The sequence below is a fragment of the Knoellia tibetensis genome, assembly GCF_048606415.1.
Taxonomy (GTDB): Bacteria; Actinomycetota; Actinomycetes; order Actinomycetales; family Dermatophilaceae; genus Knoellia; species Knoellia tibetensis.
Genome location: NZ_JBMBWF010000006.1, coordinates 91,753 through 107,138 on the forward strand (window position 1 = coordinate 91,753; position 15,386 = coordinate 107,138).

A 15,386-nucleotide genomic window follows, 5' to 3' on the forward strand; every position below is an offset into this window, starting at 1 on the left:
CTCAGCGGCGGCCCAGCCACTCCTCGGCGGTGAGCTCGTACTCCACCTCGCCGAGCTCGGCACCCGGCAGCGGCTCGTCCCACGCGCCGTCGAAGGTGCGCACGTAGTGGAGGCCCACCTTCTCCATGACCGCCCGGGACCCCGCGTTGACCGCCATTGTCTGTGCGATGACCCTGCGCAGGCCCACCGTCCTGAAGGCGTGCTCGACGAGCTCGGTGGCGGCCTCGCTGGCATAGCCGCGCCTCCAGTGCCGTCGGAAGATCCGGTAGCCGAGGTCCGCGACGGTGAGGTCGTCGGGCTGGTCCGGGCCGTGTGCCGGAGGCAGCATGAGAAGGCCGACGCACGCGCTGTCTGCTGTGAACGCCATCCAGTACCCGAGCCCGTCCACCTTCCGGCCGAGCGCCATCCGCCGGCCGTGGCTGGCGACCACCTCCTCGCGAGTGCTCGCCCGACCGGAGAGGTAGCGCATCACCTCAGGGTCCGAGTCGAGCTCCACCTCCAGCTCGAGGTGCTCGTCGGCGAGCGGGACGAGGTCGAGACGCGCGGTGCGAAGGTGCAGCTGCGGCATAGCGGCAGGATGCCCAAGGCACCGGCAGCGGCACCAACGCTTTTCCGGGCGCCACGCACAATGGGGTCATGGCCTTCCACGAGTCGTGGGTCGAGAAGCTGATCCGTGAGGCGCAGGAGCGCGGCGAGTTCGACGACCTGCCCGGCGCCGGCAAGCCGCTGCGCGGACTCGACGACCCCGACCCGGACTGGTGGGTCAAGAAGATGATGGAGCGCGAAGGGCTCGACGCCTCCGACGCCCTGCCGCCGGTCATGCTCCTGCGCCGAGAGCGCGCGTCCTTCCCCGAGTCGCTCGTGGAGATGCGCTCCGAGGAGGGGGTACGCGAGGTGCTGCGCGACTACAACGCCCGGGTCGTGGAGGACCGTCGCCGCCCCGCCCTGGGCCGGGACGCGCCCGTCTGGGCGCCGACCGTCGACGTCGAGGACATGGTCGAGCAGTGGCGGGCGCTGCGGTCGTCTGTCGCCCCGCCGCCCCCACCCGAGGAGGGCCCTCCGGAGACTCGTCCCGGGCCTCACGGGTGGCTGGCCCGGATGACTCGCTCCTTGCGTCTGCGGAAGCGGCGGTTCTGACCACCGAAAGCGCAGACGCAAGCGCTGCCGAGGGGCCCGTCGACGCGGTAGGAGGCCCCCGTCCCCGCCGGTAGACTCCCGGGGTGAGCACCACCACTGACAGCACCACCGTCGACACCGCGGTCGACGGCACCGCCCGGGCCCGCGACCTGATCGGCGTCTCGCGCCTCACCAACCAGGCCCTGACGACCTGGCTGCACGGCCTGCCGGGCGTGGACCAGGTTGGCTGCGAGGCCCGCGCCGCCGCCCTCGGCACCCGCTCGATCAAGACGACGAGCAAGCAGTGGGCCATCGACCTCGCGATCTCCATGATCGACCTCACGACGCTCGAGGGCGCCGACACCCCCGGCCGCGTCCGGGGCCTCGCAGCCAAGGCCCTGCTGCCCGACCCGAGCGACCACAGCACCCCGCGCCCCGCCGCCGTCTGCGTCTACGGCGACATGGTCCCGACCGCCAAGGAGGCCCTCGGCGCCAGCGGCGTCAAGGTCGCGGCCGTCGCCACGGCCTTCCCGAGCGGCCGCGCGAGCATGGCGGTCAAGCTCGCCGACACCCGCGACGCCGTCCGCGCCGGTGCGGACGAGATCGACATGGTCATCGACCGGGGCGCCTTCCTCAGCGGCGACTACCTCACCGTGTTCAACCAGATCGCCGAGGTCAAGAAGTGGTGCGGCGACGCGCGGCTCAAGGTCATCATGGAGACCGGCGAGCTCGTGACCTACGACAACGTCCGCCGCGCCTCCTGGCTGTCGATGCTCGCCGGCGGCGACTTCATCAAGACGAGCACGGGCAAGATCCAGCCCGCCGCGACGCTCCCCGTCACGCTCATCATGCTCGAGGCCGTGCGCGACTGGCGCGACCTCACCGGCGAGATGGTCGGGGTCAAGCCCGCTGGCGGCATCAAGACGAGCAAGGACGCGATCAAGTTCCTCGTCACGGTCAGCGAGGTCGCCGGCGAGGACTGGCTCGACAACCAGTGGTTCCGCTTCGGCGCGAGCAGCCTGCTCAACGACCTGCTCCTCCAGCGCCAGCGGATGACGACCGGCGCCTACTCCGGCGCGAGCTACATCGCCGACGACTCCCCCTCCACGGCCTACTGAGCACGGAACAGAGGAACGCACAGATGCCCACCTTCGAGTACGCACCGGCCCCCGAGTCCCGGTCCGTCGTCGACCTCCGGACCAGCTACGGCCTGTTCATCAACGGCGAGTTCGTCGACGGCGGCGGCACCGCCTTCAAGTCGATCAGCCCGGCCACCGAGGAGGTCCTCGCCGAGGTCTCCGAGGCGACCGACGCGGACGTCGACGCGGCCGTCAGGGCTGCGCGGACGGCATACACGCGGGTCTGGTCGCGGATGAGCGGCGCCGACCGCGGCAAGTACCTCTACCGGATCGCACGCATCCTCCAGGAGCGCGCCCGTGAGTTCGCGGTCCTCGAGAGCCTCGACAACGGCAAGCCGATCAAGGAGAGCCGCGACGTCGACATCCCGCTCGCGGCGGCGCACTTCTTCTACAACGCCGGCTGGGCCGACAAGCTCGAGTTCGCCTCGCTCGGCCCGAACCCGCGCCCGCACGGCGTCGTCGGCCAGATCATCCCGTGGAACTTCCCCATGCTCATGCTCGCGTGGAAGATCGCCCCGGCGCTGGCCACCGGCAACACCGTCGTCCTCAAGCCCGCCGAGACGACCCCGCTCACCGCGCTGCTCTTCGCCGAGGTGTGCCAGCAGGCCGACCTGCCCCCGGGCGTTGTCAACATCGTCACCGGCGCCGGCCCGACCGGCCAGGCGATCGTCGACCACCCCGGCATCGACAAGCTCGCGTTCACCGGCTCGACCGGCGTCGGCAAGATGATCGCCCGCGCCATCGCCGGCACCCGCAAGAAGGCCACGCTCGAGCTCGGTGGCAAGGCCGCCAACATCGTCTTCGACGACGCCCCCATCGACCAGGCGGTCGAGGGCATCGTCAACGGCATCTTCTTCAACCAGGGCCACGTCTGCTGCGCCGGCTCGCGCCTCCTCGTGCAGGAGTCGATCGCCGGAGAGGTCGAGCGCCGCCTCAAGCGCCGCCTCCAGACCCTGCGCGTCGGCGACCCGCTCGACAAGAACACCGACGTGGGTGCCATCAACAGCCGCGCGCAGCTCGACCGCATCGTCGCGCTCACCGACGCCGGTGAGTCCGAGGGCGCCGAGCGCTGGGACAACGGCTGCGAGCTGCCGAGCAAGGGCTTCTGGTTCCGGCCGACCGTCTTCACGGGCGTGACCCAGACGCACCGCATCGCGCAGGAGGAGATCTTCGGCCCGGTGCTGTCCGTGCTCACCTTCCGCACGCCGCAGGAGGCCGTCGCGAAGGCCAACAACACGCCCTACGGCCTGTCCGCGGGCATCTGGACCGAGAAGGGCTCGCGCATCCTCTGGATGGCCGACCAGCTCAAGGCCGGTGTCGTGTGGGCCAACACGTTCAACAAGTTCGACCCGACGAGCCCGTTCGGTGGATACAAGGAGTCCGGGTACGGCCGCGAGGGCGGTCGCCACGGTCTCGAGCCCTACGTGAAGACGGGAGCCTGAGCGTGAGCCGCGTTGACGTGAAGAAGACCTACAAGCTCTACATCGGCGGGAAGTTCCCCCGCAGCGAGAGCGGCCGCTCCTACGAGGTGTATGCCGCGCCGTCCGGTCGCGCGCGTGCCGGCTCAGCTCCGCGCTTCCTCGCCAACGCGGCGCAGGGCTCGCGCAAGGACGCCCGTGACGCGGTGACCGCAGCGCGCGCCGCGCAGCCCGGCTGGGCGAGCGCCACGGCATACAACCGCGGTCAGGTCCTCTACCGCGTCGCTGAGGTCATGGAGTCGCGTCGCCCGCAGCTCGTCCAGGAGGTGCGCGACGCCGAGGGCCTCACCGCCGCTGCCGCGGAAGCCGTTGTCTCGCAGGCGATCGACCGCTGGGTCTGGTATGCCGGGTGGTCCGACAAGTACGTCCAGATCCTCGGTGGGCTCAACCCGGTCGCGGGGCCGTACTTCAATATCTCGGCGTCCGAGCCGACCGGCGTCGTCGCCGTCCTCGCGCCGCAGGAGTCGAGCCTGCTCGGCCTCGTGTCGGTCATCGCCCCGGCGATCGTGTCGGGCAACACCGTCGTCGTCGTGACGAGCGCCGACCGGCCTCTGCCCGCGATCACCCTCGCCGAGTGCCTCGCCACCTCCGACGTCCCCGGAGGGGTCGTCAACATCATCAGCGGCCGCGCCGGTGAGATCGCGCCGTGGCTCGCGAGCCACCGCGACGTCAACGCCATCGACCTCGCCGGCGCCGCCGGTGCCGAGGGCGTCGACTGGGCCGCCCTCGAGGAGGCCAGCGCCGACAACCTCAAGCGCGTCGTCCGGCCCGCCGGCACCGGCGCCGAGGCGGTCGAGCCCGACTGGACCCAGACGCCCGACCTGTCCCGCCTCACCGCCTTCCTCGAGACCAAGACGGTCTGGCACCCCAAGGGCCGGTGACCGCGGAGCAGACCGGTCGGGCGCGCGTCGTCGTCCTCGCCGGGCCCAGCGGCGCCGGCAAGTCCCGGCTGGCCGAACGGCTGCACGCCGCCCACGGCTGGCCGATCGTGCGGCTCGACGACTTCTACCGCGACGAGGACGACCCCTCGATGCCCAGGAGCGAGGAGCTCGGGATCATCGACTGGGACCACCCGGACTCGTGGAACGAGGCGGCCGCCGTCGCCTCGCTCGTCGAGCTCGTCGACACCGGCTCGACCCGGACCCCGGTCTACGACCTCTCGCTGAGCCGCGCCGTCGACTCGACGACAGTGGCCGTGCGCGACGGCCAGCTCGTCCTCGCGGAGGGCATCTTCGCCGCCGAGGTCGTCGAGGAGCTGCGTGCGGCGGGGATCCTGCACAGCGCGTGGTGCATCCATCACCGGCCGCTCGTCACCTTCGTCCGGCGGCTGGCCCGCGACCTCAAGGAGCGTCGCAAGCCGCCGATGGTGCTCGTCCGCCGCGGGCTCGCGCTCATGCGGGCCGAGCCGGAGGTCATCCGCCGGCAGGAGGCGCTCGGCGCCGCCTCGGCCCGCGCCAAGGACGTCGAGGCGCGGCTCAGCCACGCGCACGGCTGAGCCGTTCCGACCGTGGCGGGCGGACGGCATACGGACAAGGCCTGTGGAGGCCCTTGCGCCCGGGGTTAGCGTGGAGGAGTGACTGCACCCGAGCCCCGCACCGTCGGCCAGCTCCGCGCGGCCGGCCACGAGCCGAAGCGACTGCGTCAGGAGATCCGCGACAACCTCCTCGAGAGGCTGCGGTCCGGGCGGGACCCGTGGCCGGGCCTGCACGGGTTCTCCGAGTCCGTCATCCCCCAGGTCGAGCGGGCGTTGCTCGCGGGCCACGACGTCGTCCTCCTGGGTGAGCGCGGGCAGGGCAAGACCCGCCTCCTGCGGGCGCTCGTCGAGCTGCTCGACGAGTGGACGCCGGTCATCGAGGGGTCGGAGCTCGGTGAGCACCCGTTCGAGCCGATCACCCCGGGGTCGATCCGGCGCGCGGCCGAGCTCGGCGACGACCTGCCGGTGACGTGGCGGCACCGCTCCGAGCGCTATGCCGAGAAGCTCGCCACCCCCGACACGAGCGTCGCCGACCTCATCGGCGACGTCGACCCGATGAAGGTCGCCGAGGGGCGCAGCCTGGGTGATCCCGAGACGATCCACTTCGGGCTCATCCCGCGCAGTCACCGCGGCATCGTCGCCATCAACGAGCTGCCCGACCTCGCCGAGCGCATCCAGGTCGCGATGCTCAACGTCATGGAGGAGCGCGACATCCAGATCCGCGGCTACGTCCTGCGGCTCCCCCTCGACGTCCTCGTCGTCGCGAGCGCCAACCCCGAGGACTACACCAACCGCGGTCGCATCATCACCCCGCTCAAGGACCGCTTCGGTGCCGAGATCCGCACCCACTACCCCCGCGAGATCGCAGAGGAGATCGCCGTCATCGCGCAGGAGGCCGAGCTCGTCGCGCGGGTGCCGGACCACCTGCTCGAGATCCTCGCCCGCTTCACCCGCGGCCTGCGGGACTCCTCGAGCGTCGACCAGCGCTCCGGCGTGAGCGCCCGGTTCGCCATCGCGGGTGCCGAGACGATCGCCGCCGCTGCCCTGCACCGCGCGACGACCCAGGGCGAGGACACCGCCGTGGCCCGCGTCGTCGACCTCGAGACGGCCGTCGACGTGCTCGGCGGCAAGATCGAGTTCGAGACCGGTGAGGAGGGGCGCGAGTCCGCGATCCTCACCCACCTCCTGCGCAGCGCGATCGCCGACACGGTCCGGGCGCACCTCGCCGGGGTGGACCTGCGCCTGCTCGTCGAGGCGATCGAGGACGGCGCGATGGTGACGACCGGTGCCCGCGTCGGTGCCCGCGACTTCCTCGAAGGGCTGCCGGTGCTCGGCGAGTCCGACCTCTACGACGAGGTCACCGACCGGCTCGGCGCCGACGACGACGGGACGAGGGCCGGAGCGATCGAGCTCGCCCTCGAGGGGCTCTTCCTCGCGCGCCGCATCGGCAAGGAGTCCGGTGGAGGCGAGACCGTCTATGGCTGACACCCCGACGCACGCCGGGTGGTCCCGACCGTGAGCCGCTACCGCCGCTACGACGGCGGCGACCCGCTCGCCCCACCGGTCGACCTCGCCGAGGCCCTCGACGCCATCGGCCAGGACGTCATGGCGGGAGCCTCCCCCGAGCGGGCCATGCGCGAGTTCCTGCGGCGCGGCAGCGACGGGCAGCCGGGCCTCGACGACCTCGCCCGCCGGCTGGCCGAACGACGCCGAGACATCCTTCAGCGCCACGATCTCGACGGGACGATGCGCGAGGTCGCGCAGCTCCTCGACAAGGCGGTGACCGCCGAGCGCGGTCAGCTCGCCCGCGACATCACGATGGACGACGACGACCGGGCCTTCCGCGAGATGCAGCTCGACGGGCTGCCCGCCTCCACGGCCGCGGCGGTGAGCGAGCTGTCGTCCTACGACTGGCAGAGCTCGGACGCGCGCGCGGCCTACGAGCAGATCAAGGACCTCCTCGGCCGCGAGCTGCTCGACCAGCGCTTCGCCGGCATGAAGCAGGCCCTCGAGGGCGCCACCGACGAGGACCGCGCCGCGGTGCAGGAGATGCTCTCCGACCTCAACGACCTTCTCGAGAAGCAGCGGCTCTCCGACGGGTCGCCCGAGGACCGGGCCGAGGTCGACCGAGCGTTCGAGCACTTCATGGACAAGCACGGCGACTTCTTCCCCGAGAACCCCAAGGACATCGACGAGCTCATGGACGCGCTGGCGTCCCGGGCCGCCGCCGCCCAGCGGATGCTCGCGTCGATGACACCGGAGCAGCGCGATGAGCTTCTGCAGCTGTCGCAGCAGGCGTTCGGGTCGCCCGGGCTCATGGAGCAGCTCGCCCGCATGGACGACAACCTGCGCGCGCTGCGCCCGGGCGAGGACTGGTCGGGCTCGGAGACCTTCGAGGGCGGCGAGGGGCTGGGGCTCGGCGACGGCACCGGCGCCCTCCAGGACCTCGCCCAGATCGACGCGCTCTCCGACCAGCTCTCCCAGTCCTACTCGGGCGCGCGGCTCGACGACCTCGACCTCGACGCCCTCGCCCGGCAGCTCGGCGACGAGGCGGCCGTCGAGGCGCGCACCCTCCAGGAGCTCGAGCGGGCGCTCCGCGACAGCGGCTACCTCAAGCGCGGCTCCGACGGCGAGCTGCGCCTCTCCCCCAAGGCCATGCGCGAGCTCGGCAAGGCCCTGCTGCGCGACGTCGCCGAGCGGATGAGCGGCCGAGCCGGCACCCGCGAGTCGCGCACGACCGGTCTCGCCGGCGAGCCCTCGGGTGCGTCGCGGCGGTGGGCGTTCGGCGACACCGAGCCGTGGGACGTGCCGCGCACGATCACGAACGCGGTCCTGCGTGACGGCGGTCCACGGCTGCGCGACGGTGGGTCGCGACTGCGGCTGCACATCGACGACGTCGAGGTCGTCGAGACGGAGGCTCGCACCCAGGCTGCCGTCGCGCTGCTCGTGGACACGTCGTTCTCGATGGCGATGGACGGGCGCTGGGTGCCGATGAAGCGCACCGCGCTCGCCCTGCACCAGCTCATCCGCTCACGCTTCCGCGGCGACCACCTGGAGCTCATCGGCTTCGGCCGCCACGCCGAGGTCATGGAGATCGAGGAGCTCACCGCCCTCGACGCCAGGTGGGCCAAGGGGACGAACCTCCATCACGCCCTTCTCCTCGCCAACCAGTTCTTCCGCAAGCACCCGAACGCCCAGCCGGTCCTCCTCGTCGTCACCGACGGCGAGCCGACCGCCCACCTCGAGGCCGACGGCGAGGTGTGGTTCGCCTATCCCCCGGACCCGCTGACGATCGCGCACTCGGTCCGCGAGCTCGACGCCTCGGCCCGCCTCGGCGCGCAGGTGACGTTCTTCCGCCTCGGCGAGGACCCGGGGCTGGCCCGGTTCATCGAGTCGATGGCCCGCCGGGTCGACGGCCGGATGGTGAGTCCCGAGCTCGACGACCTCGGCGCCGCCGTCGTCGGGTCCTACCTCGGCTCGCGCGGACCGGGCACGTCCTACCGCGACCACTTCGGCGACTGGGGCGGCGGTCGCGGCTTCTGGGTCTGACCCGTCGCGGCACCGCCCCTCGGTTAGGGTTCTGACCAGTCAGCGCCACGGGGAGGCACGCACATGAGCGACCAGGGTTGGACCGCACCGGGAGCGCCCTCCGGGCGTCCTGAGCCGGACCCGTATGCCGGCCGCCCCGGTCCCGGTCCCGTCCCCGGTCCCGCCGTCCCCCCGCCCGACCAGGCCTACGCCACACCGCAGGGCCACGCGGCACCGCAGGGATATCCACCGCCGCAGGGATATGCGCCCCCGCAGGGCTACCCGCCGGCCCACCCCGGCCAGCCCCGTCCCCCGGGCCAGCAGCCGCCCTACGTGTCGCCGCCGCAGCTGCCGCGCTACGTCGACTTCCGGCCGGGAATCATCCCGCTGCGCCCGCTGACGATGAACGACCTCTTCGGTGGGGTCTTCCGCGCCGTCCGCGGCAACGTCGCGGCGACGGTGGGCCTGGCCGCCCTCACCTCGCTCGTCTTCCTCGTCCCCTTCACCGCGTTCGGCGCGTGGGTGTCGAGCACCGAGGAGTCGGTGACCCTCGAGGAGTCGGTCGCCGACGGCACCGCGGGGCTCGTCGGCACCGCCGGCTCGATGATCCCGTCCATCGGGTCGTGGTTCTCGACGATCCTGCTCGCCGGGTTCCTCGCCTACGTCATCGGCCAGGCGGTCCTCGGCCGCAAGGTGAGCGCCGGCGAGACGTGGCGTGGCACGATTCCGCGCATCTGGGCCCTCGCCGGTGCCACGCTGCTCAGCTCGCTCGCCATCCTGCTCACGCTCGGCGTCATCCTCGGCATCCCCGTCGTGCTCCTCGTGGCGGGCGGGGCCGGCGGCGACGACAGCACCGTGGCGGCGGGGTTCGTCCTGCTGCTCCTGGCGTTGGCCCTCGCCATCCCGGCGCTGCTCTTCATCTGGACCCGCCTCGCCTTCGTCACCCCGTCGGTCGTCCTCGAGAACCTCGGGGTCGGTGCAGCCTTCGCCAGGTCGTGGCGGCTCACCGGCTCCGGCTTCTGGCGGTTGCTCGGCATCCGGCTGCTCGCCGCGATCTGCATCAGCATCGTGGGCTCGCTCATCACCGCGCCGCTCGCGATCCTCGCTGCCGCCCTCACCTTCACGGGCCTGCCACTGGACCAGGTCTTCATCTGGCAGGCGGTCATCACCGGCGCCACCGGCGTCGTCGCGGGTGCGATCACGACGCCGGTCACCGCGGGCATCGACGCGCTCCTCTATGTCGACCAGCGCATCCGCCGCGAAGGCCTCGACGTCCACCTCGTCCAGACCGCGCAGGGCACCGCCGCGCCGCCGTGGCCCCGCGCCGCTTCATGATCCTGGACACGCCACCGCTCGACCCCACCCGGAGCGAGGGCCGTCGCCTGCTCGAGGAGGAGCTCGCCAAGCCGCGGTATGCCGTCGAGCCCAGCCTGTGGGACCGCTTCCGTGAGTGGCTGCTCGGCCTCCTCGACACGACCGGCCCCGGGCTGCCCTCGTGGGTCTTCGCCCTCGTCGCGCTCGTCGTGGTCGCGGTCCTCACCCTCGCCGTCATCCTGCTCCTGCGACCCGAGGCCCGGGCCAAGCGGTCGGCGACCGACCGCGGGGTCCTCGACGAGCGCGGAGTCGACGCGACGGCATACAGGTCGCGCGCGAGCGACGCCCTGCGACAGGGGCGCTGGGACACGGTCGTGCTCGACGGCTACCGCGCCGTCGTCGCCGAGGCGGTCGAGCGCACCGTGCTCGACGAGCTCCCCGGCCGCACCGCCCACGAGGCCTCGCTCGCCCTCTCCGGGGCCTTTCCCGACGAGGCGGAGGCGCTGCGCGCCGCCGCGGACCGCTTCGACGCCGTGAGGTACGGGCACGGCCGGGCCACCGAAGTCGAGGCCCGCGAGGTGCTCGCCCTCGACGAGCGCCTCACCCGCGCCCGCCCTCGCCACGTCGATGCCGGAGCGCTGCGGTGAGCCGGCTGAACCGCTGGCGCCGCACCGGGCTCTGGGCCCTCGCCGTCGTCGTGGGCATCGCCGCCCTCGCCGCGATCGCCATCGCCACGACGCCACCGGGCGCGGCGATGGACCCCGACGACGTCGGGCCGGGTGGCGGTGCGGCCCTGGTCGCCGTCCTCGAGCAGAACGGCGTCGACGTCGAGACAGCGACCTCGATCGGGGACGTGCGCGACGCCCTCGCCGACCGTGACGACGACACCTCGCTCGTCGTCGCCAACACCAGCAACCTCGGTACCGGGGCGGCGAGCACGCTCCGGCAGGAGTCGCTCGGGCTCGACCGCCTCGTCGTGCTCTCGCCGTCGACCGAGCAGCTGCGCGCCCTGCGCGCCGACGCGACCGCCCTGCCCATCGGCGCCGCTGTGCGCGTCGAGAGCCGGTGCGACATCGGCACCGTCGACGAGGGCGACTCGCTCGTCGGCATCGACGTCCGCTACCAGCCCGGCAGCGGCGTCCCGTCGTCCGCGGTGTGCTTCCCGCTCACCCTCGACGGCAGCGAGGGTGAGGACGATCACGGCGTCGGGCTCGTCCAGCTGCCCTCGACGTCGGCCCACCCGCCGATGACGGTCGTCGGCACGACGACCGGCTTCACCAACGGCGCGATCACCGAGGAGCACAACGCCGCCATCGCGCTACGGCTGCTCGGTGGCTCCCCCCGGCTCGTCTGGTACCAGCCCGACGTCGCCGACCTCGCCGGCTCGGACGACGCGGACGAGGGCGGATCGTTGCTGCCCGGCTGGCTCGCACCGACCCTCGGGCTGCTCGGCGCCGCTCTCGTCGTCCTCGCGCTCGTGCGCGGGCGGCGGCTCGGCGGTCTCGTGCGCGAGCCGTTGCCGGTCGTCGTGCGCGCGGTCGAGACGACCGAGAGCCGCGGACGGCTCTACCGGCGCGCGCAGGACCGCCCGCGCGCCGCCGCCGTGCTGCGCCTCGCGACGCTCGACCGGCTGCGTGGCAGGCTCGGCCTGCGACGCGGCGACTCCGTCGAGACCGTGGCGCGCGCCATCGCCGCCGCCAGCGGTCGCCCGGTGTCCGGGGTCCTCGACCTCGTCGCCGGCCCCCCGCCCCGTGACGACGCCGCCCTCGTGCGGCTCGCCCAGGACCTGTCCGACCTCGAGGAGAAGGCACACCGCCCATGACCGAGACACCCAGCACCCGGACCCCGGCGCCGCAGGCCGCCGCCCCCGAGGCACGCGACGCGCTGCTACGCGTGCGGGCCGAGGTGGCCAAGGCCGTCGTCGGGCAGGACGCCGCCGTCACCGGCCTGCTCGTCGCCCTGCTGTGCCGTGGCCACATCCTCCTCGAGGGGGTGCCGGGCGTCGCCAAGACGCTCCTCGTCCGCTCGCTCTCGCAGGCGCTCGACGTGCAGACCAAGCGGGTGCAGTTCACGCCCGACCTCATGCCCGGAGACCTCACCGGCTCGCTCGTCTTCGACGCGCGCACGAGCGACTTCACCTTCCGGCAGGGGCCGGTCTTCACCAACATCCTGCTCGCCGACGAGATCAACCGGACGCCGCCGAAGACCCAGTCCGCGCTGCTCGAGGCGATGGAGGAGCGGCAGGTCAGCGTCGACGGCGAGCCGCACGCACTGCCCTCGCCCTTCATGGTCGCGGCGACCCAGAACCCGGTCGAGTACGAAGGCACCTACCCGCTGCCCGAGGCCCAGCTCGACCGCTTCCTGCTCAAGGTGACGCTGCCGCTGCCGCCGCGCGCGGACGAGGTCGCCGTGCTTCGCCGGCACGCCGAGGGCTTCGACCCACGTGACCTCTCCGCGGCCGGCCTGCGACCCGTCGCCTCCGGGGCCGACCTCGAGGCCGGCGCGCGCGCCGTGCGCCAGGTCGAGGTCGGCGACGACGTCGCCGCCTACGTCGTCGACATCGCCCGGGCGACGCGGACCTCGCCCTCGCTCTCGCTCGGCGTCAGCCCGCGCGGTGCGACCGCGCTCATGTCGACCGCGCGGGCGTGGGCCTGGCTCAACGGCCGTGGCTACGTCACGCCCGACGACGTCAAGTCGCTCGCCCACGCCACGCTCGCCCACCGGCTCGCCCTGCGTCCCGAGGCCGAGCTCGAGGGCGTCGACGTCTCTGCCGTCCTCGACAGCGCGCTCGGCGCCGTCCCCGTCCCCCGCTGAGGCCCGCACCCGCGTCATGGCCCTGACCCCGAGAGCCCTGTGGCTCGTCCTCCTCGGCATCGTCCCGGTGGTGCTCCGGCCCGCCGCGTCGACGGTGTGGCTGTGGCTGCTCCTCTGCGCCGTGGTGGTGATGGTGGACGTGCTGCTGGCACCTCGGCCGAGGTCTCTCCAGCTCGAACGGGAGCTGCCGACCTCGGTCCGCCTCGGTGACAGCGCGCGCACCTCGGTCCTCGTGACGAACCCGGGGACGCGGGTCGTCCGGGGCGTGCTGCGCGACGCGTGGCCGCCGTCCGCGGGGGCCGGGAGCACCCGGCATACGCTCCGGCTTCCCGGCGGGGAGCGCGCGCGTCTCACGACGGTCCTCACACCGACCCGTCGCGGCGACCGGGTCGCCGACCGCGTCACGCTGAGGCTGCGTGGCCCGATCGGCGTCGCCGCCCGACAGGCGTCGGTCGAGCTGCCCGGCACCCTCCGGGTCCTGCACGAGTTCCCGTCGCGGCGGCACATCCCGAGCCGGCTGGCCGTGCTGCGCCAGCTCGACGGCCGGGCGGCCATGCGGACCCGCGGCCAGGGCACCGAGTTCGACTCGCTGCGCGACTACGTCGAGGGCGACGACGTGCGCTCGATCGACTGGCGGGCGACCGCCCGGCGGCGCGACCTCGTCGTGCGGACGTGGCAGCCCGAGCAGCACCGACGGATCGTCATCGTGCTCGACACCTCGCGCACGAGCGCCGGCCGGATCGACGACGCGCCTCGCCTCGACTCCGGCATGGACGCCGCACTCTTCCTCACCGCCATCGCCGGTCACGCCCGCGACCGCGTCCACGTCATCGCGGGCGACCGCGAGGTGAGGGCGCACGTCTCCGGCCATGACCGCGTCGGCGTGCTCCACGACGCCATCTCCGAGCTCGCGCCCGTCGACGCCCGCCTCGTCGAGGCCGACTGGCGGCTGCTCGCCTCCGAGGTCGCGCGAGTCGGGACCCAGCGCGCCCTCGTCGTCCTCATCACCCCGCTCGAGTCATCCGCGCTCGAGGAGGGTCTGCTGCCCGTGCTCCCAGCCCTCGCCGCCCGGCACCGGGTCGTCGTCGCCTCGGTCGCCGATCCCGCCGTCGACCGGATGCGTCGTGGCCGCGACTCCGCCACGGACGTGTATGCCGCAGCAGCGGCCGAGCGCACCGTCGCCCTGCGGGAGCGGACCGCGGGAGCGTTCCGCTCGCTCGGGGTCGAGGTGCTCGACGAGGTCCCCTCACGGCTGCCGCTCGCCCTCGTGGACCACTACCTGGCGCTCAAGCGCCAAGGCCTACTCTGACCCTTCGCCACCAGAGAGGAGCACCCGTGGGTTCGCACCACGCCTCACGGCACGCTGCACCGGAGTCCTCCCGGATGCGGCGGCTGGCCGTCGCGGTCGTCGTGCCGCTCGCGCTGCTCACCCTCGCAGCCATCGTGTGGATGTGGCCCGATCCCCTGTCGAAAACCAGGAGCTCCGAGGCCCTGCCCCAGGTGGCGGCGGTCGTCACGTCCGTGGAGTCGGCGCCCTGCCCGCCACCCGAGGGCGGGAAGCCGGACCCGACCGCGCCGACCGACTGCGGCACGCTTCAGGTGCGGATCACCGAGGGCGCGGGCGAGGGCGAGGTAGTGCAGGCGCCCGTGCCCGGCGGCCCGGGCGCGCCCGAGGTCGAGGAGGGCGACCAGGTCTCGGTCGCTCCCTCGCAGGGCGCCGACGGCACGGAGTTCGCGATCGTCGACCACCAACGGGCCAGCGGGCTCTGGGTCCTCGCCGCCGCCTTCGCGCTCGCCGTCGTCGCCTTCGGGCGGCTGCGCGGCGTCACCGCGTTGCTCGGGCTCGCGGTCACCTTCGCACTGCTGCTCGTCTTCGTCGTGCCGTCGATCCTCGGCGGCGCCTCCCCGGTCGTCGTCGCCCTCGTGGCCTCGTCGGCGATCATCCTCACCGTCCTCTACCTCACCCACGGCTTCTCGCTCTCGACGACGGTCGCTGTCGTGGGCACCCTCGCCAGCCTCGGTCTCACCGGCCTGCTGTCGTGGCTCAGCGTCGAGGCCCTCCACCTCACCGGCATCACCGACGACATCTCGACCTACCTCGGGACGCAACACCGCGTCGACATGCAGGGTCTGCTGCTCGCCGGCATCGTCATCGGCTCGCTGGGTGTCCTCGACGACGTCACGGTGAGCCAGGCCGCGACCGTCGGCGAGATCTCGCGCGCCAACCCCGGCTACGGCGTCGGACCGCTCTACCGCGCCGGCATCCGGGTCGGTCGGGCGCACATCGCATCGGTCATCAACACGATCGTGCTCGCGTATGCCGGATCGTCCCTGCCGCTCCTCGTCCTCATCGTCGCCGACAACAGCGGCATCGGCGACGTCGTCACCGATCAGGTCATCGCGCAGGAGATCGTCCGCAGCGCGGTCGCGACCATCGGGCTCATCGCGGCCGTGCCCATCACGACGCTGCTCGCCGTCCTCGCCGCGCACGAGTCGGCGCCGCGGGACCCCGCCCCAGCGTGA

At 73.0% G+C, this 15,386-nt stretch carries 14 protein-coding genes; 13 read left to right on the plus strand and 1 reads right to left on the minus strand.

Features of this window, described 5'->3' with window-relative positions; all coding sequences use genetic code 11:
- Position 1: 1 nt before the first annotated feature.
- Positions 2–568 carry a GNAT family N-acetyltransferase gene (locus tag ACOJV7_RS17100; protein WP_420191436.1) on the minus strand — a complete coding sequence of 189 codons (567 nt, stop codon included), beginning with the start codon at positions 566–568 and terminating at the stop codon, positions 2–4.
- A gap of 68 nt (positions 569–636) precedes the next feature.
- Between ACOJV7_RS17100 and ACOJV7_RS17105 the strand changes: the two genes are divergently transcribed.
- The 13 genes from ACOJV7_RS17105 to ACOJV7_RS17165 all read left to right on the plus strand — a co-directional run bounded on the left by ACOJV7_RS17105 (position 637) and on the right by ACOJV7_RS17165 (position 15,386).
- Complete coding sequence (locus ACOJV7_RS17105) at positions 637–1,137, plus strand: DnaJ family domain-containing protein (protein WP_420191437.1); 501 nt, start codon at positions 637–639, stop codon at positions 1,135–1,137.
- 83 nt (positions 1,138–1,220) lie between these two features.
- On the plus strand, positions 1,221–2,234 hold the full coding sequence (gene deoC, locus ACOJV7_RS17110) for a deoxyribose-phosphate aldolase (protein WP_420191438.1): 1,014 nt from the start codon (positions 1,221–1,223) through the stop codon (positions 2,232–2,234).
- A gap of 23 nt (positions 2,235–2,257) precedes the next feature.
- Positions 2,258–3,697, plus strand: a complete 1,440-nt coding sequence (locus ACOJV7_RS17115) for an aldehyde dehydrogenase family protein (RefSeq protein ID WP_420191439.1) — start codon at positions 2,258–2,260, stop codon at positions 3,695–3,697.
- A gap of 2 nt (positions 3,698–3,699) precedes the next feature.
- The gene (locus tag ACOJV7_RS17120; RefSeq protein WP_420191441.1) at positions 3,700–4,614 is read left to right on the plus strand and encodes an aldehyde dehydrogenase family protein; all 915 of its coding nucleotides are present in this window, start codon (positions 3,700–3,702) and stop codon (positions 4,612–4,614) included.
- Positions 4,611–5,228, plus strand: a complete 618-nt coding sequence (locus ACOJV7_RS17125) for a uridine kinase family protein (protein ID WP_420191442.1) — start codon at positions 4,611–4,613, stop codon at positions 5,226–5,228. The genes ACOJV7_RS17120 and ACOJV7_RS17125 overlap by 4 nt, the downstream gene beginning before the upstream one ends.
- 78 nt (positions 5,229–5,306) lie before the next feature.
- On the plus strand, positions 5,307–6,692 hold the full coding sequence (locus ACOJV7_RS17130; RefSeq protein WP_420191443.1) for a magnesium chelatase ATPase subunit I: 1,386 nt from the start codon (positions 5,307–5,309) through the stop codon (positions 6,690–6,692).
- Between the two features lie 30 nt (positions 6,693–6,722).
- Positions 6,723–8,756: a vWA domain-containing protein gene (locus ACOJV7_RS17135; protein WP_420191444.1), complete on the plus strand. Its 2,034-nt coding sequence runs from the start codon at positions 6,723–6,725 to the stop codon at positions 8,754–8,756.
- 63 nt (positions 8,757–8,819) lie between these two features.
- Positions 8,820–10,070 (plus strand): DUF7847 domain-containing protein, encoded by a 1,251-nt coding sequence (locus ACOJV7_RS17140; RefSeq protein WP_420191445.1) that lies wholly within the window; start codon positions 8,820–8,822, stop codon positions 10,068–10,070.
- On the plus strand, positions 10,067–10,696 hold the full coding sequence (locus tag ACOJV7_RS17145) for a DUF4129 domain-containing protein (RefSeq protein WP_420191446.1): 630 nt from the start codon (positions 10,067–10,069) through the stop codon (positions 10,694–10,696). The genes ACOJV7_RS17140 and ACOJV7_RS17145 overlap by 4 nt, the downstream gene beginning before the upstream one ends.
- Positions 10,693–11,871: a DUF4350 domain-containing protein gene (locus ACOJV7_RS17150; protein WP_420191447.1), complete on the plus strand. Its 1,179-nt coding sequence runs from the start codon at positions 10,693–10,695 to the stop codon at positions 11,869–11,871. The genes ACOJV7_RS17145 and ACOJV7_RS17150 overlap by 4 nt, the downstream gene beginning before the upstream one ends.
- A complete protein-coding gene (locus tag ACOJV7_RS17155) occupies positions 11,868–12,863 on the plus strand; it encodes an AAA family ATPase (RefSeq protein WP_420191448.1) in 996 nt (331 codons plus the stop codon). The genes ACOJV7_RS17150 and ACOJV7_RS17155 overlap by 4 nt, the downstream gene beginning before the upstream one ends.
- Before the next feature lie 16 nt (positions 12,864–12,879).
- Positions 12,880–14,172 (plus strand): DUF58 domain-containing protein, encoded by a 1,293-nt coding sequence (locus ACOJV7_RS17160; protein ID WP_420191449.1) that lies wholly within the window; start codon positions 12,880–12,882, stop codon positions 14,170–14,172.
- 26 nt (positions 14,173–14,198) lie between these two features.
- Complete coding sequence (locus tag ACOJV7_RS17165; protein WP_420191450.1) at positions 14,199–15,386, plus strand: YibE/F family protein; 1,188 nt, start codon at positions 14,199–14,201, stop codon at positions 15,384–15,386.